The following is a 24,744-nucleotide window of genomic DNA, read 5'->3' as shown; positions in this document are numbered from 1 at the left end:
CCAGAGATATTAACCAAGGTTAACTTTCGTTGACACTTGTGGCCTCTCGACCAAGGGAGGGGCAGCCCCTTAGCGCTGCGCGGTTTCCCAGTCGGGGTGGATCCAGGGCACGTCATTCGCCGCGGCCAATGGATCAAGCCCCAGCACATGGTCCGAGATTTTCTCGCCCACCATGATGGACGGGGCGTTCAGGTTGCCATTGGTGATCCGCGGAAAGATCGAGCTGTCGGCGACGCGCAGCCCCTCTACCCCGATCACACGGCCCTGCGGATCGACCACCGCCTGAGGGTCATCGGCGCGGCCCATGCGACAGGTACCACAGGGGTGATAGGCGCTTTCGGCATGTTCGCGGATGAAGGCGTCAAGCTCTGCGTCGCTTTGCACATCGGCCCCCGGCTGGATCTCGTGTTTGACGAAGGGTTTGAAGGCGTCCTGCGCAAAGATCTCCCGGGTGAGGCGAATGCAGGTGCGGAATTCCTCCCAATCCTTGTCTTGCGACATGTAGTTGAAAAAGATCTTCGGCGCGTCGGCCGGATTGCCCGAGGCCAGCGTGACAGACCCGCGCGAGGTCGACCGCATCGGCCCCACATGCGCCTGAAACCCGTGCCCCTCGGCGGCGGCCTGACCGTCATAGCGCACGGCGATCGGCAGGAAGTGATACTGAATATCGGGATATTTAGTCCCTGCCTTCGACCGGATGAAAGCCGCGCTTTCAAACTGGTTCGACGCGCCCATGCCGGTTTTCGTGAACAGCCACTGCGCGCCGATCACGGCCTTGGAAAAGATGTTCCAGTGCTTGTACAGCGTAATCGGCTGGCTGGCGGCCATCTGGATATACAGTTCAAGGTGGTCTTGCAGGTTCTGGCCCACACCGGGGCGGTCCGCGATCACCTCGATACCATGCTCTGCCAGATGGGCCGCGGGGCCGATGCCCGACAACATCAGCAGCTTGGGCGAGTTGATGGAGGACGCCGCGATGATCACCTCGCTGGTGGCACGCAGCACCTCGGTCTTGCCACCGCGTAGCACCTCGACCCCGACAGCGCGACCATCTTCGATCACGATCCGCTGCGCCAAGGCGCGGACGAGTTCGACGTTGCCGGTCTTTTGCGCGGGCCGCAGATAGGCGTTGGCGGCGGACCAGCGGCGGCCCTTCCAGACCGTCTGCTCCATCGGGCCGAAGCCTTCCTGTTTCTCGCCGTTATAATCGTCGGTCGCCTCATAGCCCGCTTGCTTGCCCGCCTCGACAAAGGCTTCGAACAAGGGGTTTTCGCGTGGGCCACGGCTGACATGCAGCGGGCCGTCAGTGCCGCGCCAGTCGGGGTCGCCCCCGTGGCCGCCGTCATGCCAGCTTTCCATGCGTTTGAAATAGGGCAGCACATCGGCATAGCCCCAGCCGTCGGCCCCCTGCTCTTCCCAGTGGTCATAGTCCATCGCGTGCCCGCGCACATAGACCATCCCGTTGATCGACGACGATCCGCCGATCACCTTGCCACGCGGGGTCGCCAGCCGACGGTTGTTCAGATGCGGTTCGGGTTCGGACTGGAACCCCCAGTCGTAGGTTTTCATGTTCATCGGATAGGACAACGCCGCCGGCATCTGGATGAACGGCCCCGCATCGCTGCCACCATGTTCGATCACCATCACCTTGCGCCCTGCCGTGGCCAGGCGGTACGCCATCGCGCAGCCCGCGCTGCCCGCCCCTACGATAATAAATTCAGCTTCCATCCTATCGCCTTCCTTCCGTGAGTTCTTGCGCGGGTCAAGGAGGCCGCAGGCCCCGCGCCCCCGGCGCGGCTTGTCCATGACGCGCGCAAGACTCGCATCCCAACATTGACGAGGTGACTTGAGGATCAGACCGATCCCTCAAGCACCTCTCAGCATATTCCCGCACGCCCTGCCAAAGCCCCCTTTGTTGCCGAAGGAAAGCTTGGGCCGGATGCGTGCCCATCTATCGCATACGCGTCAGCGCAGCGTTGGATCAGCGCCCTAGAAAGGCGCTTCCATATCGCCCATGCGCACATAGACGGTTTTCAGCTGGCTATAGTGATCAATCGCCGCCTTGGAGTTCTCGCGCCCCACCCCCGAATTTTTCATGCCGCCAAAGGGGGCTTCGACCGGGGCGTCGTTATAGGTGTTGATATAGCAGGTACCCGCCTCGAACCCTGCCGCGACGCGGTGCGCGCGGGACAGGTCTTTGGTGAACACACCGGCGGCCAGACCGAATTCGGTCGCATTGGCGCGGGCCATCACCTCTGCCTCGGTCTCGAAATCCAGCACCGACATGACCGGCCCGAAAATCTCTTCGCGGGCGATGGACATGTCGTCGGTCACATCGGCAAAGACGGTGGGCTGCATGTAAAATCCGTCGCGGTCGATTGCTGCCCCGCCATAGACCAGACGCGCGCCTTCGGCCTTGCCCTTTTCGACATAGCCAAGCGCGATCTCCATCTGACGTTTCGATACCATCGGGCCAAAGCTGGTGTCAGGGTCCATCGGGTCGCCGATCACGGCGGTGTCCAGACGTTCGGCCAAGCGTTTCAGGAATGCCTCCTTGATGTCGCGGTGCACGAAGACGCGGGTGCCGTTCGAACAGATCTGGCCCGAGCTGTAGAAATTGCCCAAGATCGCGCCGCTGATGGCGTTTTCGATATCCGCGTCCTCGAACACGATCATGGGGGACTTGCCGCCCAGTTCCATCGTGACGTGCTTGATGCCTTCCGCGGCCGCGGCATAGACCTTGCGGCCCGTGGGCACAGAACCGGTGAGCGAGACCTTGTCGACGCGCGGGTCGGTCACAAGGGAGGCCCCCACTTCGCCCATGCCTTGCACAACGTTATACAGACCGGCGGGCAGCCCTGCCTCTACCAGAATTTCCGCGACTTTCAGCGCGCAAAGCGGCGTCGTCTCGGACGGTTTGAAGATGATCGAGTTCCCGCAGGCCAGCGCCGGTGCGCCTTTCCAGCAGGCGATCTGCGTCGGATAGTTCCATGCGCCGATGCCAACACAGACCCCCAGCGGTTCGCGGCGGGTATAGACCCAGTCTTCGCCCAGCTGGATATGCTCCCCCGTCAACGAGGCCGCCAGACCGCCGAAATATTCCAGCGCATCGGCACCACTGGTCGCATCCGCAACCGAGGTTTCCTGATAGGGTTTGCCGGTGTCATAGGTCTCGAGGATCGACAGATCGTGATTGCGTTCGCGCATGATGTCGGCGGCGCGGCGCAGGATACGGCCCCGTTCGGTGCCGGTCATCGCGGCCCAAGCAGCCTGCGCGTCCCGCGCGGCGGTGATGGCTTTTTCCACAATTTCCGGCGTGGCGGCATAGACGGTCGCGATGACCTCGCCCGTTGCCGGATAGATCACCTCGATCGGGGTGCCGTTGGTATCTTCGACATATTCGCCGTTGATGAAATGGCTGGCGATGGGTTGCGTTTGCATAGGTCTCTCTTTTCGGTTGGGCCCCGCCCGTATGGCGGGGCCTCTTAGGTTTAAGGGTTATTCGGCCGGGATATTGGCGTTGCCATCCAGCCCGTGCAGGTGACGGCGTTTGACAAAGAACATATAGCCAAGCGCCAGCAGGTAGATGCCGATCACGATGGTCCCGACCCACTGGATCTGCAGCCATTGGCTTTGGAACAGCAGGGTCAGCACGAACAGGCCGATGGCGTTGGCCAGCACGTAAGACACCGTGCCAAAGCGTTCGGTCGTGAAGTTGAGGTTATCGGTGTAAAGCCGGATCAGACTGTCGAAAGAGTTGATCACGAACACGATGCCCACGATGGTCATGGCCCAATTCGGGAAGCCCGCGGTGCCGATGCCGTTCAGGTGGTAGTAATACAGCACCGAGAACCACAACCCCAAGGGGATCGACGGGAATACCAGCAAGGATGCCAGCAGTTGCCATGTCTTCAGCCCGCCAACAAAGCGGCTGACAAACTGCCCGATCATGATCGACCAGGCGAACCACCAGAACAGGTAGAATTCGTGGTAATCCGTCAGCGGGATGATGAACTTGTGGATATTCGCGAAATAGCCGCCAAGGTTGCTGGCACTAGAGGCAAATTCGCCCAATCCCATGCCGGCATTCAGCCACATGTAAGCGATCAGCGCCAGAAACAGCAGGGTCGAGCTGACCGACAGCACACGCACGAACTTCAGATCGGTGGAGCTGAAAGCCGCAATCAGGATCACGAGGAAGCAGATCAGGTAGAAGACCGGCAGGATCGTCTCTCCGTCGCCGACCTCGGCGATGTAATAGGGCATATAGATCAGGAACAACGCACCGGTGAAGGCGCAGGTGGTGATGATCACGATGTTGTTCAGCAGTTTGATCGCGGGGATCTCAAAGAACTTCACCCGCGGCTCGATGGCGCAGAAATAGAAGGTCGTCAGGAAGTAGAACGTCCAGATCAGAAAGCCCCAGAAGCCGAATTCAAGCGCCAGCGGGTTGGTGAACCCATAGGCCGGCTCGGTCGCCGTATCCGCATAAAGCGGAAAGTCGAAGGCCAGCGGGAACATGATCAGCCCCACATCCAGCCCCGACGTGAAGAGGATCGCGATAAAGGTGAACAGCGGCACCGGCGTCACGCCGGTCAGCGGCAGGTTCCACCACTTGATCGTACAGAAAATAGTTAAGCCCAAAGCCAGTATGACCCCGAACGAAATGATGGTCGTTAACATTGTGTCCCTCCGTGTTGGGGGTGCATTATTGGTTTGGTTGCCCGCACCCCTTGGGCAGTCGTTCTATTCGCCGCGCGGAAAACGTTTATTCTCTTCCAGCACGTTCAGATCCATGTGGTTGCGCATGTATTGCTCTGACGCATTGCGCAGCGGCTGGTGATCCCACGGATAGTACCCGCCCTTGCGCAGCGCCTCGTAGACGACCCAACGGCGGGCCTGGCTTTTGCGCACATCGGCATCGAAGGCGGCCAGATCCCAGCGGGCGTCGGCCTTGGCCGACAGGGTCAGCCGCGTGCCCTGATGGGCAGGTTCTTCGGCAAGGTTGGTCAGCTCGTGCGGATCGGCTTCCAGATCGAACAGTTGGTCAGGATCAAGGGCGCAGCGGTTGAACTTCCACTTGCCGTAGCGCAGTGAGACCATCGGCGCATAAGACGCCTCTGCCGCGTATTCCATGGCGACGGGTTCGGTGCGTTCCACCCCCTGCCCCATGGGCACCAGCGATTGCCCCGTGGTCCATTCCATCACCTCGTCCATTGACACGCCTGCCAGATCACAAACGGTCGGGCACACGTCGATATTGCTGACCGGCGTGGTCTGCAAACCGGGTGCCATCTGCGGGGCGGCGATCATCATCGGGACGCGGGACGACCCTTCGAAAAAGCTCATCTTGAACCAGAGCCCCCGCTCGCCCAGCATATCGCCGTGGTCCGAGCAGAAGACGATGATCGCCTCTTGGCGCGTGTCTTCTAGCGTTTGCAGGATCTCACCGATCTTGTCGTCAAGATAGCTGATGTTGGCAAAGTAAGCCTGACGCGAACGTCTGATATCGTCTTCGGTGATGTCGAAACTGCGCCAGTCGTTCGCGTCAAAGATACGTTTCGAATGGTTGTCCTGATTTTCATACCCCAGATCGGGCACCTCGGGCAGCAGGTGGTCGCAATCGTTGTACAGATCCCAGTACTTCTTGCGTGCGACATAGGGGTCATGGGGGTGCGTAAAGCTGGCGGTCAGGCACCACGGGCGCGGATCCAGACCGCGTGACAGGTCGTAAATCTTGCGCGTCGCCTCATAGGCCACGGCGTCGTCATATTCCATCTGGTTGCTGGTTTCCGCCACACCTGCGCCGGTCACCGACCCCATATTGTGATACCACCAGTCAATGCGTTCCCCCGGCTTGCGGTAGTCCGGCGTCCAGCCGAAATCGGCGGGGTAGATATCGGTGGTCAGGCGTTCCTCGAACCCGTGCAGCTGATCGGGGCCGACGAAATGCATCTTGCCCGACAGGCAGGTCTGATAGCCCGCACGCCGCAGATGGTGGGCGTAGGTGGGCACGCTCGACGCGAACTCTGCCGCGTTGTCATAGACGCCCGTAGCCGACGGAAGTTGCCCCGACATGAACGCCGCCCGCCCCGGCGCGCACAGCGGGCTGGCGGTATAGGCGTTCTTGAACCGCGTCGACCGCGCCGCCAGCTTTTTGAGGTTCGGAGCATGCAGCCAGTCAGCTGGGCCGTCGGGAAACAGCGTGCCGTTCAACTGGTCGACCATCAGGATCAGGATATTGGGCTGGGTCATTCTTTGGTCCCCACAAGCATATGAAGCACCGACAGGGCGCGGTCGCTGGCGGCGCGGGCGCTGCCCTCGTCCGACAAGGCGGCACGCAGGTAAAGCCCGTCGATCAGGGCGGCCAGCGTATCGGCATCCCCTGCCGGATCATCCGAGATCGGGCGCAGCGCATAGGTCAGGTTCGACCGCAGCCGCTTTTGATACACCACCAGCAAACGGTAGGTTTCGGTATTGGTCCGCGAGGAGGCATAGAGCGTCATCCAGGCGCTGACCGTTGCCGGATCGAAATAGCTTTCGTCAAAGCTCGCGCGGATGATCGCCTCGGCCCGTCCCAGCGGAGATTTGTTCAGACGCAGCTCGCGGCGGACCTCGGCGCTGTATTCCGTCAGGATATAGCGCATGGCCGCCAGAAAGATCTGATCCTTGCCGCCAAAATAGTGATGCGCCAGCGCCGAGGACATCCCCGCGCGGCGCGCGATCTGGCCGACCGTCACATCCAGTGACTGGGCAGCACCGATTTCGGCAATCGTCGCTTTGACCAAGGCGTCGCGGCGAATAGGCTCCATTCCGACTTTGGGCATAAAGAATCCTTAGTGGTTTGATAGCGTCTGGCCATCAAACCTACGTTCATTGACTGACAAGTCAATAAAAACCTGAGAGCGGATCAACTCAGGGTTTAGTCATTTTCCAGCCGGCGGCGTTGCTAGAATTTCGTCGCCGGCGTGGCGGGGGTGATCTGGCGTTTCAGCATCGCCTCGCGCCATGTGATAAACGTCACCGACCCAAGGATTACCGCCCCGCCAAGAACGACCCAGATATCAATGGGTTCAGCAAAAACGACAGCACCTAGCGCCGTGGCCCAGACCAGTTGCAGGAAGGTCACCGGCTGGGTCACCGTCAGCGGTGCCGCGGCAAAGGCAAGCGTCATGGTGTAGTGGCCTGCGGTTGCAAAACACGCGACAGCGGCGAGGATTCCGATCTCCTCCCACGTGGGGGTGATCCAGTTGGCAAGCGCGAAGGGGGCCAGAAACAGCGTCACGAACAGCGACATCATCGCGACGACGACCGACGGGCGCACCTCATCCGCAAGCACTTTGGCCAGCAGATAGGCCCCGCCAAACACCACCGCTGCGATCAGCATCGCGAAATGCCCGCCGGTCAGCTCTCGAAACCCCGGTCGCAGGATAATCGCGGCCCCGACCAGCCCCAGCACGACCGCAATGATCCGGCGCAGGGCCAAGCTCTCGCCCAGAAACAGCGCGGCCCCGATGGTGACATAGATCGGCGCAAGATAGTTCATCGCCGTCACCTCGGCGATAGAGATACGGGTCATGGCGTAGAACCACAGGATAACGCCCACCCCATGCAGCCCGCCGCGTACCGAAAACAGCGCCCATTGGCGGCGCGACAGCTTCGCCTCGCGCAGCGCGCCAATCGCGGGCAGCAGGAACACCAAGCCAAAGCCATAACGGATAAAAGCAGCTTCGGAGGACGGCAGGCGCGGGCCCATATGTTTGACCAAAGCGGTCACGCAAATGAAACACAGGCCGGTCACGACCATCCAGAAGATACCGGTGACGGGGCGTTGGGGATGTGCAGTTGTCATGGGCGCAACATTCCCCAACCCTTCCCCAAGGGCAAGGTCACATCAGCAGAAGTTTCAAAGCAATCGCCCACATGGTCAGCGCGATCACACCATCCAGAATTTGCCAGCTGCGCGGCTTACTGAAAAACGGCCCCAACAAGCGCGCGCCATAGCCCAGGCTGAAAAAGAAAACAAAGCTCGCCGTGACCGCACCTGCCCCGAAGGCAAGGCGGCTTTCATATTGCGCGGCGATGGACCCCAGCAGCACGACGGTATCAAGATAGACATGCGGGTTCAGCCAGGTCAGCGCGAGCAGGGTCAGGATCGTGCGGCGCAGGCTGGTTTGCGCGGCCCCGTCAGCGGCCAGCGCATGGCCGCCCTGCCAAGCCGATCGCGCGTTCTGGAAACCGTACCAGATCAGGAACGCCGCCCCGCCGTAGCGCATCAACGTTTCGAACCACGGCACCGCCGTGGCCAGCGCACCGAACCCCGCCACCCCTGCGGCGATCAGCACCGCATCCGACAAGGCGCAGGTCAGGCAGACCCAAAAGACATGCTGCAACCGCAAGCCTTGGCGCAAGACAAAGGCGTTCTGCGCCCCGATCGCCAGAATCAAGGTCAGGCCCAAGGCAAAGCCGGGAAAGAAGGCGGTCATATGTCAAAAGCTCCGTCGGGAATCTGGGCCGGTCTCGGGCAAGATGCACCGCCGGACCCCACCCAAAAATAAATTTTCATCCCCTGCAACCCCAACTTTATTGTTGCGGCCGCGAAACATTTGCGTGATTGGGCCCGTTACTACTAGCGAACCACAGATACAGCGCCTATCTGACCCGCATACAACCAAGGAATAATGTCATGTTCGACGACAAACAGAAGCTGGAAATCAGCCAAGATGAATTGGCGCTTATCGAAGCAGCCCTGCACACACAGTCCAAGATCCTGAGCGTTCAGGCAAGCGCAGGCGGATCAAAGGCCTTGGGGCACCTGAACGAGGTCAAACGCGTCCTCGCCTCTATCTCGCAGCAGCGCGTGCGCGACACCACGACCAAACCGGCCTGGGGTGGTCTTTTTCGCATGGCGCGCCTTTTGGGATAAATTCGGCCCCAAACGCTGACACAAAAAAACCGCCCCGCAGCTAAGCCAGGGGCGGTTTTTTTTGTGTCTCGCGGGCGTGTGACGCAACCGCCCCCCGCCAAAGCAAAGCCCCGCAGCGACATGGGTCAACGGCGGGGCGTAGATGTTACAGCTGCTCCATCACCTCGTCAGAGGCTTCGAAGTTCGCGGTGACCCGCTGCACGTCGTCGTCGTCTTCCAGGGCGTCGATCAGCTTCATCAGCTTTTCCATCCCTTCCAGATCCATTTCGGTCGTGGTGGTCGGACGCCAGACCAGCTTGGTGCTGTCGGATTCGCCCAACTCGGCCTCTAGCGCGGTGCTGACATCGTTCAGGTCGGTATCCATGCACCAGATCACATGCCCGTCATCCGAGCTTTCGACGTCTTCCGCACCGGCTTCGATAGCGGCCATCATGACGGTGTCGGCATCGCCAACGCTGGCGGGATAGGTGATTTCGCCCTTACGGTCGAACATGAAGCCGACGCTGCCTGTCTCGCCCAGATTGCCACCGTTCTTGGTGAAGGTGGACCGCACGGTCGACGCGGTGCGGTTGCGGTTGTCGGTCATCGCCTCGACGATGACGGCAACACCATTGGGGCCGTAGCCTTCATAGCGGATTTCTTCGTAATCCTCGCCCTCGCCGCCGACGGCTTTCTTGATCGCGCGTTCGATGTTGTCCTTGGGCATGGACTGGCCCTTGGCCTCTTTCACCGCCAGACGCAGACGCGGGTTCTTGTCCGGATCGGGTTCGCCCATCTTCGCCGCGATGGTGATTTCTTTGGAGAGCTTGGAAAACACCTTGGCGCGCAGTTTGTCCTGACGGCCCTTACGGTGCTGGATATTTGCCCATTTTGAGTGACCTGCCATGGTGACCTCACATGCTAAAATTCTCGGTTGGCTCTCTATACGGCAGCCCACGCGCCTGAACAAGCCACCGCGCACGCGCGCGGTATAGCCGGGTTTGGGGCAGACAGGCGCGCGGGCGGCTGCTAGGGCTTTGGTCGCAGTTCACGCAAGGTACGCTCATGACCACCGATCAAATCATCCTGTTCACCCTGTTTGCCGCCGTGTTCGGCATGCTCTTGTGGGGGCGGTTCCGCTATGACCTTGTCGCCTTTGCTGCGCTGATGGTTGCCGTGGTGCTGGGGGTGGTCGACAGCAAGGATGCCTTTGCGGGTTTTGGTCACCCTGCGACGCTGGTGGTCGCGCTGGTGCTGATCGTATCGGCGGGGCTGACGCGGTCTGGCGCGGTGTTGCTGATCACCCGCACGCTGGTCGATGCCTCGCGTAGCCTTGGCGGGCATATCACGCTGATGGGGGTTATCGGCGGGGTGCTGTCAGCCTTCATGAACAACGTCGCGGCCCTCGCGCTGCTGATGCCGGTCGACATCCAGACCGCCCGCAAAGCCGGACGATCCCCGGGGTTGAGCCTGATGCCGCTGAGCTTTGCCACGATCCTTGGCGGCATGGCGACGCTGATCGGGACGCCGCCCAATATCATCATCGCCTCGATCCGACAGGAATCCCTTGGCGAACCGTTCCGCATGTTCGATTTCGCCCCTGTCGGCGGGATTGCAGCGGCGGCGGGGCTGGCCTTTGTCGCGCTGATCGGCTGGCGTTTTATCCCGCAGCGCGAAAACAACGTGCTGGGCCCCGAAGACCTGTCCCCCTATCTGGCAGAGCTGACGATCCCCGAAGGCAATGCCCAGATCGGTAAACGTCTGGCAGAGCTTCAGGACGCGGCCGAGAAGGCCGATGTCGCCATGCTGGGGGTGATCCGGGACGGCAAGCGCCGCTACGGCCAGTCACGCAACCTGCCCCTGCGCGCAGGCGACGCGCTGGTGCTTGAGGCAACACCCGACGCGCTGGACGAATTTCGCAGCACGCTGGACCTGCATGTCGCCGACGCCGACCGCGAAGACCGCCTGCGCGCCGATGGCGAAGGGGTCGAGATCATCGAGGTCGTGGTCACCAGCGATTCCCGACTGAACGGCCGGTCGGCTCAGGCGGTCGGCCTGTCGTGGCGGCAGCGCTCCGTGCTGCTGGGGGTATCGCGGCGCGGCAAACGCATCACCTCGCAATTGCGTAAGACCGAGCTGCAGGTGGGGGATATTCTGCTGCTGCTCGTGCCGCGCGATACCGCGTCCCATGTGGTCGAATGGCTGGGCGTGCTGCCCCTTGCTGACCGCGGGTTGGCAGTGACCGAAAACCACAAGGTCTGGCTGGCCATCGGCCTGTTTGGCGGCGCGGTCACGGCGGCGAGCTTTGGGTTGATCTACCTGCCCGTCGCCCTGGGGCTGGTCGTCATCGCCTATGTGCTGGCGCGGATCGTCCCGCTGTCGGAGCTTTATACCCATATCGAATGGCCGGTCGTCGTCTTGCTGGGGTCGATGATCCCGTTGGGGGCGGCGCTCGAAAGCTCTGGCGGGACGGAGCTGATTGCCGGCGCGCTTGTCGGATTGACCCAACGGCTGCCCGCATGGGTGGTGCTGACGGTGCTGATGCTGGTCACCATGACCCTGTCGGATGTGCTGAACAACACCGCCACCACCATCGTCGCCGCCCCCGTGGGCATCCAGATGGCGGCAAGCCTTGATGTCTCTCCCGACCCGTTCCTGATGGCGGTCGCCGTCGCCGCATCGAGCGCGTTCCTGACGCCCATCGGGCATAAGAACAACACGCTGATCCTTGGTCCCGGGGGCTATAGCTTTGGCGATTACTGGCGTATGGGGCTGCCGCTTGAGATCATCGTCGTCGCGGTGTCCATTCCGGCTATTCTGGTATTCTGGCCGCTTTAGGGGCAGAGCTAAGGGAAGGAGCCGGGGGCCAGCCCCCGGACCCCCGGGATTTTTGCCATTTGGAAGCGCGGGAACGGTGCTACCAGAAGAGCGGGATCATCATGGAGACGAGCAGCGACATCGACAGGTTGAGCGGAATGCCGATGCGCATGAAGTCGGTGAAACGGTAGCCGCCCGGCCCATAGACCAGCGTGTTGGTCTGGTAGCCGATGGGAGTGGCAAAGGCGCAAGACGCCGCGATCATCACCGCCACGACCAAGGGGCGCGGGTCCATGCCAAGTGCGGACCCGAGGCTGATGGCAATCGGTGTCATGATCACCGCCACCGCGTTGTTCGACACGATCTCTGTCAGGGTTGTCGTCAGCAGGAACACCGCGAAGATCACATAGAAGGGCGACAGCGTGCCGAGGAAGGGCGCGATATTGTCAACGATCAGGCTGATCGCGCCGGAGTTTTGTAACCCTGCCCCGACCGCAAGCATCGAGAAGATCAGCGCCAGCAGACGGCCATCGACAAAGCTGAAGGCCTCTTCCGCGTCGATACAGCCCGTGACCAGGACCAACGCCACGGCTAGCACGGCCAGTAGCAGGATCGGCGCGACATTCAGCGCGGCCAAGACCACGATTCCCACCAGCGCCGCGATGGCGATCGGGGCATGCCCCCGCCGGAAGGCCCGTGCCGACGGCTGCGAGACGTCGACCATATCCATATCCGAGGCAAGGCGCTGGATATCCTCCATCGCGCCTTCAAGCAGCAGCGTGTCACCGACCTTGACGATGAGGTCGTCAAGCTGACGACCGATGTTCTGGTTCCGCCGGTGTACCGCCAAAGGGTACACCCCATAGCGCCGTCGCAGACGCAGCGCCCCGAGTGTGCGGCCCACCATCTTGCAGCCCGGCGTGATCAGCACCTCTACGGTCGAGGTTTCCACCGCCGACACCTGATCGACGCGCTTAAGCTCTTTATTCGCCTGAAGGCTGAGCAGCTCTGTCATCTGGGTCCGCAGAACCACGCGGTCGCCGACCCGCAGTTCGACACTGGCCAGATCGCGGCGCAACGATTGATCGCCGCGCACCACGTCGATCAGCCGCACGCCTTCGCGTTTGAACAGTTGCACGTCAAGCACCTCGCGCCCGATCAGGTTGGAGTCGGGCGGGATCACGGCTTCGGTGAAGAACTTCATCTTGGAGCGGTCCGACAGCATATTCGCCATACTGTCGCGCGCGGGCAGCAGTTTGGGCGCGAAGACGGCCATATAGATCAGGCCCCAGGCGCAGACGACCAGACCGATGGGCAGGATTTCGAAAATGCCAAAGGGCTCCAGCCCTTGCGACCGTGCGACACCGTCCACCAGAAGGTTGGTCGATGTCCCGATCAGCGTCAGGGAGCCGCCCATGATCGCCGCATAGCTCAGCGGGATCAGCAGTTTGGAGGCTTTGGTGCCAAGCGTCTGGCTGAGCTGCACCACGACCGGAATCATCACCACCACCACGGGCGTGTTGTTCATCACCGCCGAGGCCGCCATGACCGCCACGATCACGCCCACCACCGCCGTTTTCGGATGCGTCTTGGCATAGCGTTCGGCCATGCGCGTCAGCACATCCAGCGCGCCCGTGCGCACCAGCGCGCCCATCACGATGAACATCGCGGCAATGGTCCAGGGGGCAGAGTTCTGCAGCACCGCCTGCGCATCGTCATAGGGCAAGATGCCAAGCGCCAGCATGATGGCCGCCCCTGACAGGGCCACGACCTCGGTCGGGAGGGATTCACGCAGGAACATGACGAACATGATCACAACGACGGTCAATGCCAGGATGGCAGAGGTGCTATCCGACAGGTTTAGAAAGTCCATTCAGGTATATCCGGCCTTGGGCAGATGAAAATCAAACTGCAGTGTCGTTGATTGCAACGTCCACGGCAAGCGTCGCCTTGGGGCAAGCGTCAGATGCGCCTGCCCTGCGCTATTCCGGATACGGGTCTAAAGCGTGCCAGCCGCAACGAGGTCAGGGCGCGCTTTGCTGCAGCTTGCCGCCCTGACGCACGGGCACGATACGGGTCGCCTTGCCGGTGCGGTCGTCGGTTTCGATATAGACGCCGGATAGGGTCGCTTCTTCGTTGGCGGGGGTGAAGCGGTCTTTGGGCATGCCGGTGATGAAGCGGCGCAAAGGCTCTGTTTTCTCCATGCCGATCACCGAATGGTAATCGCCGCTCATGCCTGCATCTGTCAGATAGGCCGTCCCGCCCGGCAGGATCATCGCGTCAGACGTGGGCACATGGGTATGCGTGCCCACAACAAGGCTGGCGCGGCCATCACACCAATGCCCCATCGCCATCTTTTCCGAAGTCGCCTCGCAGTGCATATCGACAATCACCGCCGATGCCATGCCGCCCAGAGGGTGGGTCTTGAGCACAGGTTCAAGCGCCGAGAACGGATCGTCAAAGGGGCGTTTCATAAAGACCTGACCAAGCGCCTGGGTGACCAGCACCTTGCGCCCGTTCTTGGCGGTGAACAGACGCGCGCCCTTGCCCGGTGCGTTTTTCGAAAAATTCAGCGGCCGGATGACACGCGGCTCCTGTTCGATAAAGCTCAGCATGTCTTTTTGGTCAAAGGCGTGGTCGCCCAAGGTCAGACAATCGGCCCCTGCGTCCAGCAGCGTTTTGGCGTGGCTGCCAGACAGTCCCATGCCAGAGGTGGCGTTTTCACCGTTCACCACCACAAAATCCAGCTTCCATTCCGTCCGCAGACGGGGAAGGTTTTCGCTGATTGCGCGACGGCCCGCGCGGCCCATGACATCGCCGAGGAAGAGTATTTTCATGCCCCAAGCGTTAGGCTGCGCAGCGCCCGAGGGCAAGGGGCGGAGCTGCGGTTTTTGCGCGCGGGGTGCGGGCGCGCCTAGGCGATCTCGATCACGCCCGTCTCTGTCACGATCAGATCAAGCGGCTGGTCGGTGGGTTCAAGCGGCAGGTCGTCAACCTCTTGCCCCGCAAAGGCAAAACCGATCGCCAAGGTCGCCCGCCGCGCACGTAGCTGTTCCAGCGTGCGGTCATAAAACCCGCCGCCATACCCCAGACGCCCGCCAGCGCGGTTGAACGCCAGCAGGGGTACGATCACGATTTCAGGGTCAAAGACATCCTCGACAGCGGGGATCTGAGCGCCAAAGGCACCGTCCACCAAAGGGGTATCCGGGGTCCAGCGAGAAAACCGCAAAGGCTGCGCTGCGCCCATGATCACCGGCACGCCCACGGGGCCATGGGCCGCCGCCTCGGCCATGGCGGGGCGCGGGTCAATCTCTGTGCGTATGGGCAGAAAACCGGACAGCGGGACGCCGCGATACCCCGCGAGCACTTCGCTCAGATAGCCGGCTTGCGCGGCGTTGGCACCATCAAACAGCGGCTTGCGACGGGCGAAGGCCGCCTTGCGCGCTGCCGCCTTGACCGCCGCCATATCCATCACAGCAGGACCGCCGCCGCCAGCCCCAGAAAGGCGAAGAAGCCCACGACATCCGTCACCGTCGTCACAAAAGCACCAGAGGCAAGGGCCGGATCCACGCCGAAACGTTCCAGCAGGATCGGGATGCCCGTCCCCGCAAGCCCTGCCACGACCATATTGATCACCATCGCCGTCGCGATCACATAGCCAAGCGCGGGTGACCCGAACCACAGGATCCCGACGATCCCCATGATGATCGCGAAAATCAGGCCATTCACCAGCCCCACAAGACATTCACGCCGGATCACGCGCCAGACGTTCGATCCGGTCAAATCCCGAGTCGCGATGGCGCGCACGGCCACGGTCAGACTTTGCGTACCGGCATTCCCCCCCATAGAGGCCACGATGGGCATCAACACCGCCAACGCCACAATCTGCGCGATCGCCGCCTCGAACTGCGAAATCACCATAGAGGCCGCGATGGCCGTCACCAGGTTCACCGCCAGCCAGGGCAACCGCTGCTTGGTTGTCTCTATCACACGGTCAGACAGCGACCCTTCGCCAACACCGGCCAGACGCAGGATGTCTTCTTCGTGTTCCTCGTCCAGCACCGACATGGCGTCATCAATGGTGATCACCCCGATCAAACGCCCCTCGTCATCGACAACGGGCGCAGAGATCAGGTGATACTGGTTGAACGCATAGGCGACATCGCCCTCGTCGCGCAGGGCGGGAATGACCTGAAACGTATCCTCCAGAATGTCGCGCATGGGGGTGGCGCGTCTGGACCGCATCAGCTTGCCAAGAGTGACATTGCCCACAGGGTGCAACCGCGGATCGACCATGACAATGTGATAGAACTGGTCCGGCAGGTCTTCCTCGGGCGTGGCGCGCAGGTGATCAATCGCCTCGCCCACGGTCCAGTGTTCGGGGGCCATGACAACTTCGCGCTGCATCAAACGACCAGCGGAATATTCGGGATAGGTCAGCGCCTGTTCGACAGCGACCCGGTCCGCATCTTCCAGTGCCCCCAGAATGGTCTCGGCCTGCGCATCCTCAAGGTCTTCGATCAGATCGACAACATCATCGCTGTCCATGTCGCGCACGGCGTCCGACAATACCTCGGGCGTCAGAATCGCAACGACTTCCTCGCGGATCGATTCGTCGAGCTCCGACAAAATCTCGCCATCGAACTCGCGGTCATAGAGCCGGATCAGCTTGGTCCGTTCAAAGGCGCTGATCTGTTCCAGAAGGTCGGCGATGTCGGCCGCGTGCAGCGGCTCCATCAGCTCTGTCAACTTGGCGGCGTCATCGATTTCCACCGCATAGAGAATGGACGCCACGGCCTTCTTGTTCAGCCGATATGCCTCGCCTTCATCCTCGGCGTCGGGGGAAAGTTCAAGTTCCTGTGCGTCGTCAACCATGGCTGCCCCCACTTGCGATTTTGCGCAGACCATAAGCGTGCCACAGCGCGGATACAATGGCGCGGAACCCTGCGCTATCGGATTGTCGGCACGGCGGGCTGCGGTTAGACAGGCGGCATGAAAACACAAACACTCCTCCTCGGCCAAACGCTCCGGTTTACGGGCAATCCCCTCTCTGACCCGTGGGAGGAGACGGTTCATATCGACAGCGACGGTGGCGTGCTGCTTGAAGGCGCGCAGATCAAGGCCGTGGGCCGCGGCGCCGACCTGCGCAAGGCGCACCCGCAGGCGACGGTGCAGGACTATGGCGAGCGGCTGATCTGCCCGGGGTTTGTGGACGCCCATGTGCATTATCCGCAGACCGCCATCATCGCGAGCTGGGGCAAACGGCTGATTGACTGGCTCAACAGCTATACCTTCCCCGAGGAAATGCGCCTGTCAGACCCCGCCTATGCCCGCGACATCGCCGGGCGCTATCTGGATCTAACGCTGGCCAACGGCACGACCACTGTCTGCTCTTTCGCCACCATCGCCCCCACCAGCGTCGACGCGATATTCGACGCGGCAGCAGAGCGTGGTCAGCGGATCGTGGCGGGCAAGACCTGTATGGACCGCAACGCCCCCGACGGGCTGCGCGATACGGCGCAATCGGCCTATGACGACAGCAAGATGCTGATCGACCGCTGGCACGGCAAAGGCCGCGCCAGCTATGCGATTACGCCCCGTTTCACGCCGACCTCGACGCCGGAGCAACTCGCGGCCCTGGGTGCGCTCTGGACGGAGCGCCCCGACTGCCTGATGCAGACGCACCTGAGCGAACAGATCGACGAGATTGCTTGGGTCCAAGACCTTGTACCCCACGCCCGCGATTATCTGGACACCTACGAGGAACACGGGCTGGTGCGTGATCGCGCCGTCTTTGGCCATGCCATCCACCTGACCCCGCGCGAGATCGACCGCCTTGCCGACAGCGGCGCATCGGTGGTGCATTGTCCCACTTCGAACACCTTCATCGGATCGGGACTGTTCGACATGGCGCATATCGCCGCGCAGCAGATACCGATTGGCTTGGCCACGGACACCGGCGGCGGGTCGTCCTTCTCGATGCTGCGCACAATGGCTGCGGCCTATGAGATCGGCCAGCTGCGCGGCACCCCCACCCATGCGGCGCAGCTGATGTGGCTTGCCACCGCCGGCTCTGCCCGCAGCCTGCATCTGCACGAAAAGATCGGCACACTCGCCGAAGGCTTCGAGGCCGACATCACCGTGCTCGACCTCGCCTCCACCCCCGCGATCAAGCAGCGCAGCGACAATGCGCACAGCATATGGGATCAGCTTTTCGCCACAATCATGATGGGCGATGACCGCGCTATCAGCGACGTCTGGGTCAACGGGGTGCGCCGAGGCTGACGCCAGCCTCCTTCATTTTGCCTTTAAACTCCCCGCGGCGCGTCCCGCAGGCGCGCCTTGCGGCACGGTTTCGGGCCCATCCTAACAGGGTGCGGCCAGAACCATTGCCCAAATCCGGTCCGGCCCCTGAAACAGGCCAAAACCCGTGGCATTCCGGCTCATCATATTGCGATAATGCGGTGCCGACTGCGCCCATCCCCGCATGACCTGCGTCAGATCCCCCTGCCCCTTGGCAAGATTCTCGGCCACATAGCACCAGCGATAGCCCTGCGCCCGCACCCGATCACCAACACCAGACCCATCGCGTCCCGTGTGCGCGAAATATCCGTGCCGCGCCATGTCCAGCGTATGTGCCCGTGCGGCGGCCTCTAGCCGCGGTGCATAGGACAGCGGGGCCACCCCCTGCTGCGCGCGCATGGCATTCAACATCTGAACCGCCTGTGGGTCGGCGCGCAAAGGCGATATCGCGGCAATCAACAGAGCCACGGCCAAAGCCAGCCTTCGCAGAATATTCATACTGTCAACTCCCCCCCGCCTTCGCGCTACCCGCGCCTCTACCTCCTCCCGAGATAGAGCTATGCGTGTTTATATCGCGTCCCGCAGCGCCCGCGCGAGCTTGTTTTGCTGCGCGATCTGCGCGGGTAGATCTATGGTCACGACCTGCCCATCCCGCACGACGCTGCGCCCTTCAACAAGCAAATCGCGGACCGTTGTCGGCCCCGCAAGCAACAGTGCTGCCGGATCCCAGCTCCCGACGCTTTCAATCCCGCTCACGTCCCATATGGCGATGTCTGCCCGCGCCCCCACCTCGATCCGCCCGCATTCGGGGCGGCCCAGGATGTCTGCACCGCCGCGCGTAGCAATCTCAAGCGCTTCGCGTGCGCTCATCGCATCCGCCCCGCCTGCAACGCGCTGCAAAAGCATCGCCTGCCGAGCCTCCGCGACAAGATTACCGGCGTCATTGCTTGCGGATCCATCGACCCCGAGCCCTACGGGAACTCCGGCATCTCGCATCGCACGAAGGGGCGCGATCCCCGAGCCCAAGCGGCAATTCGAACAGGGGCAATGTGCAACGCCAGTCTTGGTCTGCGCGAATAACGCGATCTCGCTCGGGTCGAGCTTCACGCAATGGGCATGCCAGACATCGGGCCCGACCCAGCCCAGATCCTGCGCATATTGACCCGGACGACAGCCGAATTGCGCCAATGAATAGGCGATATCCTCCTCGTTCTCGGCAAGATGCGTATGCAGCATCACGCCTTTGTCCCGCGCCAACAGCGCTGCGTCCCGCATCAGGTCCCGACTTACCGAGAAGGGCGAACAGGGCGCGATCCCAACCCGACACATGGAAGAGGCCGATGGGTCATGAAAACCGTCGATCACACGAATGCAATCCTCCAGTATCGCAGCCTCGCGTTCCACCAAAGCGTCAGGTGGCAACCCACCGTCGCTTTCCCCGATGCTCATCGCGCCGCGCGTGGGCTGAAACCGCACCCCGATCTCTGCCGCGGCGTGTATCGTATCCTCCAACCGGCTGCCGTTCGGATACATATACAGGTGGTCCGAGCTTAAGGTGCATCCGGACAAGGCAAGCTCTGCCAACCCCACCTGAGCCGAGACATACATGTGATCCGGCGTAAACCGCGCCCAGATCGGATAAAGCGTTTTAAGCCAGCCAAACAGCAGCGCGTCCTGCCCCCCCGGCACCGCCCGCGTCAGACTTTGATAAAGGTGGTGATGGGTGTTCACCAACCCTGGCGTCACAACGCACCCTGATGCTTCTATCACCTCCCCTTCAGTTGTCAGGTTTTGTCCCACCGCCACGACAACCCCATCGCGCAGTAAAACATCAGCCGATACCAATTCGCGCCGCGTCTCATCCATCGTCAAAAGATAATCAGCGTTGCGTATCAGCAGTTCGGTCATATCGGACAATTCCTAATAAACTCTAAAGCTTCGGCGTGAATATCGGCATTGGCCGCCGCGATGGCACGTCCACCATGATGGGCGGGGCCGCCATCCCAGTCGGTAACGATGCCACCCGCTGCATGGACAAGGGCGATTGGTGCTTGAATATCATAGGGTTGCAGGCCCGCTTCGATGACCAGATCGACCTGCCCCGAGGCCACCAAAGCATAAGCATAGCAATCCATCCCAAAGCGCGCCAAACGCGCGTGTCGCGCCACCTCGGCAAAGGCGGCCGCTTCGGATGTCGTCCCGACTTCTGGAAAAGTAGTGAAAACGGTCGCCTGTGACAGTGCACGCGCCCCACGCGTCCGCAGCGGATGAACGCCAGACGGGCCCGACACCTCGGCTTGGCCGCTATGCCCAACAAAACGCTCGCGAATGTAGGGCTGGTCGATGATCCCGAAAAACGGCCCATCCGCATTGCTGACCGCGATCAACACGCCCCAGGTCGGCGTGCCGGAGACAAAACCCCGCGTGCCGTCAATGGGGTCCAAAACCCAGGTGAGCCCGGAGGTCCCTTCCGCAGTCCCATATTCTTCGCCCAGGATGGCGTCGTTGGGGCGTTCGCGTGCCAAGATATCGCGCATGGCCCGTTCGGCCGCACGATCGGCTTCAGTGACGGGATCATAGCCCGACTGGAATTTGTTGTCCGCAATCAGATCTGCTTGACGAAAATGGGGAAGTATCGCGGCACGGGCGGCGTCCGCCAGCAAATGGCCCACACGCAATATATCGGGATCGGAGTGCATATTTGGTATCATAGCTACCGATCTGACACTTTCGCCAGATCCTTGCAAGATAACACTTCCCGCTAAAGGTTAAGCCACATCACTGAGGACACGCGCCAGTTCGAACAGGCGGCGACGCTGGTTTTCGGGGATCGCATAGTAAGAGCGGATCAAATCCATCGCCTCTTTATCGCCGCTCAGATCGGCGGGGATATTGTCCAAGGCCTTTTCGGGCTGCGGCTTTTCGGCTTCCAGACCTTCAAAGAAATGCGAAACGTCCACGTTCAGGGCAAAGGCGATGTCCCAAAGTCTGGACGCGCTGACACGGTTTGCACCGGTTTCATACTTTTGGATTTGCTGGAATTTTATGCCAACAAGTTCTGCTAAGCGCTGCTGTGTCATGCCTGTCAGCCAACGGCGCTGCCGTATTCGCTGACCAACATGAACATCTACTTTATGAGGCATCACGATCTTCTTTCTAACTCAGCGCCCATAATTTCGACGCTTGTATTTGTGGAGAGGAAGTGACCAATTCACGTGGTCATTTCCGACAAAACGTGCTACTTGCAAATATACTCACTATGCGCAAATAAAATGAAAATGGACATACGTTCAGTTATCATTCCAATCAGCGCCAGCACTTAATCAAGCGTTGTTTCCGCGAGAAAAATACCCCTTATACGCGAATTGAACGTAGCAAGCGTTCGGGAACTCGCAAAACTTTTTACCTGAGCCGAGCACCATAAATTCGCCGCAATGCTGTGTGTCAGCATTTTCAACACATTGAGACCCGCTCCTCTCACGCTCAAGAATACCATATTTGTCAGTAAGATAGCCCCGTCCCTCAGCTTCGCCACTACATTCTGCGCGGGTGCGCGATGTTTTGCTCACGGCACCTGAATACCGCCTGATTAGCGCTAATAACGAAAACGTTACGGCACAATTGCGCATATCACAGGGAAGAATCATCCTTTTCATGGGCAAAAGGCTTGCAGTCTAAACCTTAAAATACCGTTCAGAGCCGCGAGAACGACGCAGCAAACCGCCGCGACGCAAAATTCGCAAACGCGTTAGGCAAATCTTCATATCTCTTCTTTAGCTCATTCATCACGGACACGCAGATGTGCAACCGAAAGGCTGCGTGTTTCGACGGTAGAAATGCCTATGTTGCGCCACATTTGGCAAAGCAAAACGCCAATAGTGCCCGCTGCGCTAGAATTGGATGCGAAAGCTCTTGAAAACAAAGACGTGTGTGCCGATATTTGACCCAATACCGAGGTCGGAGAACCGACTTTGCAACACGTCTATTATTTGGAGGATATTCATGGCCGACGTGAACACAATCCGGTCTGCGGCCGGATCCCGCGCCGCCGCTATCGATGAAGGGCTGCGCACCCATATGAATAAGGTGTATGGCACCATGTCGATTGGCATGTTGATCACCTTTGCAGCGGCTTGGGCCATTTCCGGCTTGGCCGTGACGACCGATCCTTCCGGCGCGGTTGCGCAGATTGGCACGGACAAATACCTGACTTCCTTCGGCTCTGCGCTGTATATGTCGCCGCTGAAATGGGTTGTGATGTTTGCACCTTTGGCGTTTGTCTTCGGCTTGGGTGCCGCGATGAATAAGATCTCGGCCGCGACTGCGCAGACATTGTTCTATGTTTTCGCTGCCGTCATGGGCGTTTCGATCAGCTCGATCTTTCTGGTCTTTACGGGCTATTCGATCATCCAGATTTTCTTGATCACCTCGATCGCTTTCGCGGGCCTGTCGCTCTGGGGCTACACCACGAAAAAGGACATCTCTGGCTGGGGTAGCTTCCTGATCATGGGCGTCATTGGCCTGGTTGTTGCGTCGATCGTGAACATCTTCCTCGCCTCCCCTGCCCTTGTGTTCGCGATATCGGCTATCGGTGTTCTGATTTTCGCTGGCCTCACCGCCTATGACACGCAAAACATCAAGAACACTTACTTGGCACATGCACATCACGGTGACCAAGAATGGCTGCAGAAGTCCGGTATCATGGGCGCTTTGAGCCTGTACCTGAACTTCATCAACATGTTCATGATGTTGCTGCAATTGTTCGGCAACCGCGAATAACAGACTGCCCCACGACGCGGGGAAATACCTAAGATCGAGCGCCCATCGACATCCGTCCGGTGGGCGCTTTCTTTTGTCCTAGGCGGGATCACGACCGTCGGCCCGACTACCTAATCTGCCCGCGACGCGTCCGTATAACTGCGATCCCCCTTAAGCAGTCCGTTCAGTGACATTCGGTTCTACAAGCGTGCCGACACGACCTTGCGACTGTACGTCTTCCAGTCGGGCGCGCAGAAAAGCACCCCCGCAGAGGAGCGAACCTCCTCTTGAAATGCTCACAGAAGTGATGATTTCAAAGGTCTCAGCTTAGGCGCCAGCTCACCCCAACAAGCTAAACCGCAACGTGGAAGGCTTGCCCCAACGCAGCGGTCACGGCCATCGCAAGCGCGCCCCAGACCACCGCACGAATAGTCGCCGAACGCATGGGCGCACCGCCAAGCCGCGCACCGCCGCCGCCAAGCAGTGCCAGAGCGAGCACAGCGGTCACGGCAATCGCCATCAAAGCGTACCCGGCAGGGGCGACAAGTGCCGCAATCAACGGAAAGGCCCCACCCAGAGCGAAGGCGAGCGCGGAAGCCCCGGCGGCCTGCAGCGGATTAGCCTGCCCTGCCAGGCCAAACATACCGAGCTCTTCGCGCGCATGCGCACCAAGAGCGTCGTGGTCGGTCATCTGCGTGGCAACCTTAACGGCGAGCGCGGCATCGACGCCGCGGTTCTCCAACCCTTCGGCAAGCTCTTCCAGCTCGTAGTCCGGGTCTTCCTCCAGCGCGATACGCTCACGCTCCAGATCCGCGGCTTCGACATCGGCCTGCGCCGAGACAGAGACATACTCCCCCGCGGCCATGGACAGTGCGCCCGCGGTCAATCCGGCGAAACCGGTCAGGGCGACATTTCCGGTCGCCATCCCCGCTGAGGTAACGCCGACCAGAAGGCTAGAGATGGAAACAATCCCGTCATTCGCCCCCAGTACAGCGGCGCGCAACCAGTTGCTCCGGTTGATGTAATGGCCTTCTTTGGGCATTGCCCGTCTCCTTGCGATCACATCCGGTACTCAGCCGCGACAGCAGGGCTGTTCCCATGTCCGAGGTAGAAAAACGCAAAAGGCCGCGCACGAGGCGCGGCCTTCATATCGCGTCGACGGTAAGATCTTACTTGATCTTGCCTTCTTTGTATTCAACGTGCTTACGAATAACGGGGTCGTACTTTTTGATGACCATTTTCTCGGTCATGGTACGTGCGTTTTTCTTGGTTACGTAGAAATGGCCTGTGCCCGCGGACGAGTTCAGACGGATCTTGATCGTGGTTGGCTTCGCCATAGTCGTTCTCCTGCAACGACGAGCAGGCCGCTGATCGACCGCTCGTGAAATCCTGAGTTTTGGGTTCTAGTCACGCCTGCGCCTGAGTCAACCGCTATTTCCTGCCCATGGCCCAAACGAACCGGAAAAATTGAAGTTTTCCGGACCAAGCCCCCGAAGAACAGGGATAAAGACCATGATTATGCGCGGAAGGCCTATAAGCCGGATTTTGTCCCCGCCTTGCGACAGGGGATGACCATTCCTCTGACCATGCAGTTGCCTGCACAGCTACAGCTGCCAACCCGGACCTGCTGGGGCAGAAGTGGCCCCGCCTTGCCTGTTGCCAGACGCGGCGCGCGGTCCCTATTTGGCATTGCTCCCGGTGGGGCTTGCCTTGCCAGAGATGTTGCCACCTCCGCGGTGCGCTCTTACCGCACCGTTTCACCCTTACCTCCCCGGTGGTATCGGTTGCCCGACCCGTCGAAGCGGCGGTCTGTTTTCTGTGGCGCTTTCCGTCGGGTTACCCCGCCCGGGCGTTACCCGGCACCGTTTCTTCTGGGAGTCCGGACTTTCCTCGACCTTGTCGCCAAGACCGCGGCCATCCAGCCTTCCGCGCGCTGCACGCCTAGCGCCTAACTTCAGGTG

22 protein-coding genes and 1 other RNA gene are annotated in these 24,744 nt (G+C 60.8%); 4 read left to right on the top strand and 19 right to left on the bottom strand.

The window, feature by feature from the left end; all coding sequences use genetic code 11:
• Window positions 1–69: 69 nt before the first annotated feature.
• The 7 genes from betA to SJY36_RS05280 all read right to left on the bottom strand — a co-directional run bounded on the left by betA (window position 70) and on the right by SJY36_RS05280 (window position 8,486).
• Window positions 70–1,728 (bottom strand): choline dehydrogenase, encoded by a 1,659-nt coding sequence (gene betA / locus SJY36_RS05310; RefSeq protein ID WP_386173489.1) that lies wholly within the window; start codon window positions 1,726–1,728, stop codon window positions 70–72.
• Between the two features lie 261 nt (window positions 1,729–1,989).
• Window positions 1,990–3,441, bottom strand: a complete 1,452-nt coding sequence (gene betB / locus SJY36_RS05305; protein ID WP_005852311.1) for a betaine-aldehyde dehydrogenase — start codon at window positions 3,439–3,441, stop codon at window positions 1,990–1,992.
• Between the two features lie 57 nt (window positions 3,442–3,498).
• Window positions 3,499–4,683: a choline transporter gene (locus SJY36_RS05300; RefSeq protein WP_005852309.1), complete on the bottom strand. Its 1,185-nt coding sequence runs from the start codon at window positions 4,681–4,683 to the stop codon at window positions 3,499–3,501.
• A gap of 63 nt (window positions 4,684–4,746) precedes the next feature.
• On the bottom strand, window positions 4,747–6,255 hold the full coding sequence (gene betC, locus SJY36_RS05295) for a choline-sulfatase (protein ID WP_386173486.1): 1,509 nt from the start codon (window positions 6,253–6,255) through the stop codon (window positions 4,747–4,749).
• A complete protein-coding gene (gene betI / locus SJY36_RS05290) occupies window positions 6,252–6,827 on the bottom strand; it encodes a choline-responsive transcriptional repressor BetI (protein ID WP_074635535.1) in 576 nt (191 codons plus the stop codon). Before betI ends, betC begins: the two co-directional genes overlap by 4 nt.
• A 122-nt stretch (window positions 6,828–6,949) precedes the next feature.
• Entirely contained in the window at window positions 6,950–7,852 is a 903-nt protein-coding gene (locus tag SJY36_RS05285) for a DMT family transporter (RefSeq protein ID WP_005852306.1), read from the bottom strand.
• A 37-nt stretch (window positions 7,853–7,889) separates the two neighbouring features.
• A complete protein-coding gene (locus SJY36_RS05280) occupies window positions 7,890–8,486 on the bottom strand; it encodes a LysE/ArgO family amino acid transporter (RefSeq protein ID WP_037943761.1) in 597 nt (198 codons plus the stop codon).
• A 200-nt stretch (window positions 8,487–8,686) separates the two neighbouring features.
• On the opposite strand from SJY36_RS05280, the gene SJY36_RS05275 reads away from it, so the two are divergent.
• The gene (locus tag SJY36_RS05275; protein ID WP_009826495.1) at window positions 8,687–8,926 is read left to right on the top strand and encodes a hypothetical protein; all 240 of its coding nucleotides are present in this window, start codon (window positions 8,687–8,689) and stop codon (window positions 8,924–8,926) included.
• A gap of 145 nt (window positions 8,927–9,071) precedes the next feature.
• Here SJY36_RS05275 and SJY36_RS05270 read toward each other — a convergent pair whose 3' ends face one another.
• Window positions 9,072–9,812 (bottom strand): YebC/PmpR family DNA-binding transcriptional regulator, encoded by a 741-nt coding sequence (locus tag SJY36_RS05270; RefSeq protein ID WP_005852303.1) that lies wholly within the window; start codon window positions 9,810–9,812, stop codon window positions 9,072–9,074.
• A 158-nt stretch (window positions 9,813–9,970) separates the two neighbouring features.
• Here SJY36_RS05270 and SJY36_RS05265 point away from each other — a divergent pair, with 158 nt between their 5' ends.
• Entirely contained in the window at window positions 9,971–11,743 is a 1,773-nt protein-coding gene (locus tag SJY36_RS05265; RefSeq protein ID WP_386173483.1) for an SLC13 family permease, read from the top strand.
• Window positions 11,744–11,822: 79 nt separating this feature from the next.
• Here the strand turns inward: SJY36_RS05265 and SJY36_RS05260 are convergent, their stop codons facing one another.
• The 4 genes from SJY36_RS05260 to mgtE form a co-directional block, all read right to left on the bottom strand.
• Window positions 11,823–13,595 carry an SLC13 family permease gene (locus SJY36_RS05260; protein ID WP_009826493.1) on the bottom strand — a complete coding sequence of 591 codons (1,773 nt, stop codon included), beginning with the start codon at window positions 13,593–13,595 and terminating at the stop codon, window positions 11,823–11,825.
• A 151-nt stretch (window positions 13,596–13,746) separates the two neighbouring features.
• Window positions 13,747–14,559, bottom strand: coding sequence for a TIGR00282 family metallophosphoesterase (locus SJY36_RS05255; protein WP_009826492.1), 813 nt, complete (start codon window positions 14,557–14,559; stop codon window positions 13,747–13,749).
• A 77-nt stretch (window positions 14,560–14,636) separates the two neighbouring features.
• A complete protein-coding gene (locus tag SJY36_RS05250) occupies window positions 14,637–15,197 on the bottom strand; it encodes a 5-formyltetrahydrofolate cyclo-ligase (RefSeq protein WP_386173481.1) in 561 nt (186 codons plus the stop codon).
• On the bottom strand, window positions 15,194–16,597 hold the full coding sequence (gene mgtE, locus SJY36_RS05245) for a magnesium transporter (RefSeq protein ID WP_386173479.1): 1,404 nt from the start codon (window positions 16,595–16,597) through the stop codon (window positions 15,194–15,196). Before mgtE ends, SJY36_RS05250 begins: the two co-directional genes overlap by 4 nt.
• Window positions 16,598–16,714: 117 nt before the next feature.
• Between mgtE and guaD the strand changes: the two genes are divergently transcribed.
• Window positions 16,715–18,007, top strand: a complete 1,293-nt coding sequence (gene guaD / locus SJY36_RS05240) for a guanine deaminase (RefSeq protein ID WP_386173477.1) — start codon at window positions 16,715–16,717, stop codon at window positions 18,005–18,007.
• Window positions 18,008–18,088: 81 nt separating this feature from the next.
• Here guaD and SJY36_RS05235 read toward each other — a convergent pair whose 3' ends face one another.
• From SJY36_RS05235 to SJY36_RS05220, 4 genes are all read right to left on the bottom strand, one after another.
• Window positions 18,089–18,523: a CAP domain-containing protein gene (locus SJY36_RS05235; protein WP_386173475.1), complete on the bottom strand. Its 435-nt coding sequence runs from the start codon at window positions 18,521–18,523 to the stop codon at window positions 18,089–18,091.
• A gap of 69 nt (window positions 18,524–18,592) precedes the next feature.
• Entirely contained in the window at window positions 18,593–19,933 is a 1,341-nt protein-coding gene (locus SJY36_RS05230) for an 8-oxoguanine deaminase (protein WP_386173473.1), read from the bottom strand.
• A complete protein-coding gene (hisN, locus tag SJY36_RS05225) occupies window positions 19,930–20,724 on the bottom strand; it encodes a histidinol-phosphatase (RefSeq protein WP_386173471.1) in 795 nt (264 codons plus the stop codon). The genes SJY36_RS05230 and hisN overlap by 4 nt, the downstream gene beginning before the upstream one ends.
• 69 nt (window positions 20,725–20,793) lie before the next feature.
• Complete coding sequence (locus SJY36_RS05220; protein ID WP_005852284.1) at window positions 20,794–21,168, bottom strand: helix-turn-helix domain-containing protein; 375 nt, start codon at window positions 21,166–21,168, stop codon at window positions 20,794–20,796.
• Between the two features lie 859 nt (window positions 21,169–22,027).
• Here SJY36_RS05220 and SJY36_RS05215 point away from each other — a divergent pair.
• Complete coding sequence (locus SJY36_RS05215; protein WP_005852283.1) at window positions 22,028–22,804, top strand: Bax inhibitor-1/YccA family protein; 777 nt, start codon at window positions 22,028–22,030, stop codon at window positions 22,802–22,804.
• 331 nt (window positions 22,805–23,135) lie between these two features.
• On the opposite strand, the gene SJY36_RS05210 is transcribed toward SJY36_RS05215, so the two are convergent.
• From SJY36_RS05210 to rnpB, 3 genes are all read right to left on the bottom strand, one after another.
• Entirely contained in the window at window positions 23,136–23,825 is a 690-nt protein-coding gene (locus tag SJY36_RS05210) for a VIT1/CCC1 transporter family protein (RefSeq protein ID WP_005852282.1), read from the bottom strand.
• A gap of 127 nt (window positions 23,826–23,952) precedes the next feature.
• On the bottom strand, window positions 23,953–24,120 hold the full coding sequence (rpmG, locus tag SJY36_RS05205; RefSeq protein ID WP_005852281.1) for a 50S ribosomal protein L33: 168 nt from the start codon (window positions 24,118–24,120) through the stop codon (window positions 23,953–23,955).
• Between the two features lie 181 nt (window positions 24,121–24,301).
• Window positions 24,302–24,713, bottom strand: an RNA gene (rnpB, locus tag SJY36_RS05200) — RNase P RNA component class A.
• Between the last annotated feature and the right edge of the window lie 31 nt (window positions 24,714–24,744).

The sequence above is a fragment of the Sulfitobacter sp. R86518 genome (genome assembly GCF_042466275.1).
Classification (GTDB): Bacteria; Pseudomonadota; Alphaproteobacteria; order Rhodobacterales; family Rhodobacteraceae; genus Sulfitobacter; species Sulfitobacter pontiacus.
This window is presented reverse-complemented; position numbering and strand designations above follow the sequence as displayed.

Excerpts from the sequence above, each read along its gene's own strand:
- betA (WP_386173489.1), bottom strand. The coding sequence starts at position 1,728 with ATGGAAGCTGAATTTATTATCGTAGGGGCGGGCAGCGCGGGCTGCGCG.
- betB (WP_005852311.1), bottom strand. The coding sequence starts at position 3,441 with ATGCAAACGCAACCCATCGCCAGCCATTTCATCAACGGCGAATATGTC.
- SJY36_RS05300 (WP_005852309.1), bottom strand. The coding sequence starts at position 4,683 with ATGTTAACGACCATCATTTCGTTCGGGGTCATACTGGCTTTGGGCTTA.
- betC (WP_386173486.1), bottom strand. The coding sequence starts at position 6,255 with ATGACCCAGCCCAATATCCTGATCCTGATGGTCGACCAGTTGAACGGC.
- betI (WP_074635535.1), bottom strand. The coding sequence starts at position 6,827 with ATGCCCAAAGTCGGAATGGAGCCTATTCGCCGCGACGCCTTGGTCAAA.
- SJY36_RS05285 (WP_005852306.1), bottom strand. The coding sequence starts at position 7,852 with ATGACAACTGCACATCCCCAACGCCCCGTCACCGGTATCTTCTGGATG.
- SJY36_RS05280 (WP_037943761.1), bottom strand. The coding sequence starts at position 8,486 with ATGACCGCCTTCTTTCCCGGCTTTGCCTTGGGCCTGACCTTGATTCTG.
- SJY36_RS05275 (WP_009826495.1), top strand. The coding sequence starts at position 8,687 with ATGTTCGACGACAAACAGAAGCTGGAAATCAGCCAAGATGAATTGGCG.
- SJY36_RS05270 (WP_005852303.1), bottom strand. The coding sequence starts at position 9,812 with ATGGCAGGTCACTCAAAATGGGCAAATATCCAGCACCGTAAGGGCCGT.
- SJY36_RS05265 (WP_386173483.1), top strand. The coding sequence starts at position 9,971 with ATGACCACCGATCAAATCATCCTGTTCACCCTGTTTGCCGCCGTGTTC.
- SJY36_RS05260 (WP_009826493.1), bottom strand. The coding sequence starts at position 13,595 with ATGGACTTTCTAAACCTGTCGGATAGCACCTCTGCCATCCTGGCATTG.
- SJY36_RS05255 (WP_009826492.1), bottom strand. The coding sequence starts at position 14,559 with ATGAAAATACTCTTCCTCGGCGATGTCATGGGCCGCGCGGGCCGTCGC.
- mgtE (WP_386173479.1), bottom strand. The coding sequence starts at position 16,597 with ATGGTTGACGACGCACAGGAACTTGAACTTTCCCCCGACGCCGAGGAT.
- guaD (WP_386173477.1), top strand. The coding sequence starts at position 16,715 with ATGAAAACACAAACACTCCTCCTCGGCCAAACGCTCCGGTTTACGGGC.
- SJY36_RS05235 (WP_386173475.1), bottom strand. The coding sequence starts at position 18,523 with ATGAATATTCTGCGAAGGCTGGCTTTGGCCGTGGCTCTGTTGATTGCC.
- SJY36_RS05230 (WP_386173473.1), bottom strand. The coding sequence starts at position 19,933 with ATGACCGAACTGCTGATACGCAACGCTGATTATCTTTTGACGATGGAT.
- hisN (WP_386173471.1), bottom strand. The coding sequence starts at position 20,724 with ATGCACTCCGATCCCGATATATTGCGTGTGGGCCATTTGCTGGCGGAC.
- SJY36_RS05220 (WP_005852284.1), bottom strand. The coding sequence starts at position 21,168 with ATGCCTCATAAAGTAGATGTTCATGTTGGTCAGCGAATACGGCAGCGC.
- SJY36_RS05215 (WP_005852283.1), top strand. The coding sequence starts at position 22,028 with ATGGCCGACGTGAACACAATCCGGTCTGCGGCCGGATCCCGCGCCGCC.
- SJY36_RS05210 (WP_005852282.1), bottom strand. The coding sequence starts at position 23,825 with ATGCCCAAAGAAGGCCATTACATCAACCGGAGCAACTGGTTGCGCGCC.
- rpmG (WP_005852281.1), bottom strand. The coding sequence starts at position 24,120 with ATGGCGAAGCCAACCACGATCAAGATCCGTCTGAACTCGTCCGCGGGC.